The 3,292-nt window shown below is 72.1% G+C and carries 3 protein-coding genes; 1 reads left to right on the top strand and 2 read right to left on the bottom strand.

Features of this window, described 5'->3' with window-relative positions; genetic code table 11:
* Positions 1-295: 295 nt before the first annotated feature.
* Complete coding sequence (gene trpB / locus CCR87_RS00605; protein WP_201155395.1) at positions 296-1,522, top strand: tryptophan synthase subunit beta; 1,227 nt, start codon at positions 296-298, stop codon at positions 1,520-1,522.
* Between the two features lie 120 nt (positions 1,523-1,642).
* Here trpB and CCR87_RS00600 read toward each other — a convergent pair whose 3' ends face one another.
* Together CCR87_RS00600 and CCR87_RS00595 are read right to left on the bottom strand one after the other, a co-directional pair.
* On the bottom strand, positions 1,643-2,044 hold the full coding sequence (locus CCR87_RS00600) for a DUF2237 family protein (protein WP_207186497.1): 402 nt from the start codon (positions 2,042-2,044) through the stop codon (positions 1,643-1,645).
* Between the two features lie 71 nt (positions 2,045-2,115).
* Positions 2,116-3,165: a DUF2332 domain-containing protein gene (locus CCR87_RS00595; RefSeq protein ID WP_201155394.1), complete on the bottom strand. Its 1,050-nt coding sequence runs from the start codon at positions 3,163-3,165 to the stop codon at positions 2,116-2,118.
* Between the last annotated feature and the right edge of the window lie 127 nt (positions 3,166-3,292).

Below are 3,292 nucleotides of genomic sequence, written 5' to 3'. Positions count from 1 at the left end.
GGCATGGTCTGCGGGGGGGCGGCCGGGCTGACGGTGGCGGGCCCGCAGCGACCGTGGAGACGTGATTTTCCCGAGAGCCTGGTACAACCAGGTGGGCGCCAGATACCGGGACCAGGATCCCGGCAGAGCCAGCTCCCTCGGAAATGCTTATCGGCCACTGGAAAAGGGCCTCACACGCGAAGAGCAGCACCCGCCGAAGCACAAGGTAGGCCTCGGGGGGCGACTGTGCAAGGGCGCGCTTGAAGCGACCGCGTGCGACCGCTAGGTGTCCCCCAACGCCAGCAGGGAGGCCGCAATGCCCGAGGACATCCCCAATTCCCACCGCACCGGCCCCGACGACCAGGGGCGCTTCGGCATCTTCGGGGGGCGCTTCGTCTCCGAGACGCTGATGCCGCTGATCCTGGAGCTGGAGGCGGAATACGAACGCGCCAAGACCGACGACAGCTTCTGGGCCGAGATGGCCGACCTGTGGACGCATTATGTCGGGCGCCCCTCGCCGCTGTATCACGCCGAGCGGCTGACGCAGCATCTGGGTGGCGCCAAGGTCTACATGAAGCGCGACGAGCTGAACCACACCGGCGCGCACAAGATCAACAACGTGCTGGGCCAGATCATCCTGGCACGCCGCATGGGCAAGACCCGCATCATCGCGGAAACCGGCGCGGGGCAGCACGGGGTCGCCACGGCCACGGTGTGCGCCAAGTTCGGGCTGAAATGCGTGGTCTACATGGGCGCCCATGACGTCGAACGCCAGGCGCCCAACGTGTTCCGCATGAAGCTGCTGGGGGCCGAGGTGGTCCCCGTCACCTCGGGGCGCGGCACGCTGAAGGACGCGATGAACGACGCGCTGCGCGACTGGGTGACCAATGTGCGCGATACCTTCTATTGCATCGGCACGGTGGCGGGGCCGCACCCCTATCCGGCGATGGTGCGCGACTTCCAGTCGATCATCGGCAAGGAGACGCGCGAGCAGATGATGGCCGCCGAAGGTCGGCTGCCCGACACGCTGGTCGCGGCCATCGGCGGCGGGTCCAACGCCATGGGGCTGTTCCACCCGTTCCTGGATGAGCCGACGGTGAACATCGTGGGCGTCGAGGCGGGCGGCAAGGGCGTCGACGACCGCATGGAGCATTGCGCGTCCCTGACCGGCGGGCGTCCCGGCGTGCTGCACGGCAACCGGACGTATCTGTTGCAGGACGACGACGGGCAGATCCTGGAGGGGTTCTCGATCTCGGCGGGCCTCGATTATCCGGGGATCGGGCCGGAGCATGCCTGGCTGCATGAAACCGGGCGCGCGCGTTATGTTGCGATCACCGATGCCGAGGCGCTGGAGGCGTTCCAGCTGTGCTGCGCACTGGAGGGGATCATCCCGGCGCTGGAGCCGTCCCACGCGCTGGCACAGGTGATGAAGATGGCGCCGGACCTGCCCGCCGACCACCTGATCGTGATGAACATGTGCGGGCGTGGCGACAAGGACATCTTCACCGTGGCGCGCGCGCTGGGCGTCGACATCGCCGGGTGATCGCTGCGAAAGCGGAGCACCCTCGGGCCGAACCGGGGGACGGGGACGCCGCCGGCGGGGGCATCGAGCCCCCTTGGCGGCGGCGCCTTGTCGGCGCGGGCGCTCCGTCCCCGGTGTCGGTCAATCCCCGGCGTCGGGAGTGCCGGCGTCGAGGGCGTGGTCGCGCAGGATCTGGAGCGGGACGATCGCACGTGCGCGCGCGTGGGTTGCGCGCAGGCGCACCTTGGGGGCGACGCCTTCGTCATGGGCCTGGAGAAACCGCGCGGCGCACAGGCACCACTGGTCACCGGGCTTGAGGCCCGCAAAGCCGAACTCGGGCCGCGGGGTCGACAGATCGTTGCCGACATATTTGGAAAACGCCAGGAACTCGGCGGTCATCACGGCACAGACGGTGTGGCTGCCGCGATCCTCGGCGCAGGTGTCGCAGGCACCGTTGCGAAAGAACCCGGTGAGGGGGTCGCTGGAGCAGGGCTCCAGCGCACCGCCCAGCACATTCACGGAAGCATCCATTTGCACGGTCATGTCGGCCCTTTCCCGTTTGGCGCTGCGCCTGAGGGTAGGGCGCGGGGCGCCCGCGGTCCAGTGTGCGCGGATCAGGCCGCCGGCGGGATGGCGGTGGCCCACCGGACCCAGCGGCCATGGAAATCGGCGCGCCCGAGGATGCACGGGGTGCCGCCGGGCCATTGCGTCAGCGTGAGCGCGGCGCCGTCGCGGCGGCCGTCGGCCTCCATCGACAGGCGGGCGAGGGGGGCATCGGGGGTGGCGCGTGCCCCGGCCTCGGCCAGAAGCGCTTCGCCCCGGGCGCGGTCGGCGGCGGGGAAATACTGCCAGGCGATGGTGTGGATCACCAGGTGGCAGGCACCGGGATGGCGGTCTGCGAGGCGCGCGGCCAGCCAGTCCACGGCATTGGCCCGCGCGACGGGCGGGCGGGCGCGGGCACAGACCCGCAGCGCGGTGGCGAGCCGCGCCAGCCGTGCGGGCTGGTCGGCCCAGACATAGGCCATCAGCCGCAGCCGGTCGGCGACCGGGTCGCGCGGGTACAGATCCACGCCCGCGCGCGACACCACCCGCGGGGCGCGGTCCGGCGGGGGCGGGCCGGTCCAGTCGGGGCGCAGCACGATCGGGGCCGCCTGCGGTCCGCGCGTCCAGCCCGGCCCCTCCAGCCGCCAGTGGTCGAACAGCAGGTTCAGACCGGCCGCCGCGCCCAGCTCGGACACCACCAGCGGGCCACCGAGGGCATGGGCGCCCGCGATCAGCACGGCGGAGCGGGCAACCTCGTTGGTCTGGGGCGCGCGCTCCAGCCAGTCGAGCAGATGCGCCTCGTGGCGGCGCAGGGCGCGGGACAACCCGTCCCACAGCCGCGCGTCGGACATCCCGGCGGGCGCGGGCCAGTGCCGGGCGAGGTCGCCGTCCACCCCCTCCAGGACCCGCGCATGCAGCCCCGCGGCCAGCCGCAGCGGGACGGCATCGCCGCGCGCGCTCATGTCACCGGGCCAGCTGGTGAGGCGGGCCTCCAGCGCGGCGGGAAGGGCACCGGGCGCAGCCAGCCGGTCGCCGATCAGCCGCAGCGCGCGCGCCATGAAGGGCGCATCCAGCGCCGCGCAGGCCATCGCCTGGGCACGAAAGGCGCCGGACGCCGCCATCGCCCTAGCGGAAGCGGTCCCTGAGGCGCTGGAGCGCACTTCGGGCCGGGTCGGGCGGCGCGGTGTCGGATGGGACCGGAGGGGCGTCCGGGGCCGTGCGCGACGGCTGTTGCGGCACGGGCGGGGA

It is taken from the genome of Rhodobaculum claviforme (assembly GCF_016653255.1).
Classification (GTDB): Bacteria; Pseudomonadota; Alphaproteobacteria; order Rhodobacterales; family Rhodobacteraceae; genus Rhodobaculum; species Rhodobaculum claviforme.
This window is presented reverse-complemented; position numbering and strand designations above follow the sequence as displayed.

What these genes read in the sequence shown, in the direction of transcription:
- CCR87_RS00600 (WP_207186497.1), bottom strand. Translation starts at nt 2,044, where the DNA reads ATGACCGTGCAAATGGATGCTTCCGTGAATGTGCTGGGCGGTGCGCTG.
- trpB (WP_201155395.1), top strand. Translation starts at nt 296, where the DNA reads ATGCCCGAGGACATCCCCAATTCCCACCGCACCGGCCCCGACGACCAG.
- CCR87_RS00595 (WP_201155394.1), bottom strand. Translation starts at nt 3,165, where the DNA reads ATGGCGGCGTCCGGCGCCTTTCGTGCCCAGGCGATGGCCTGCGCGGCG.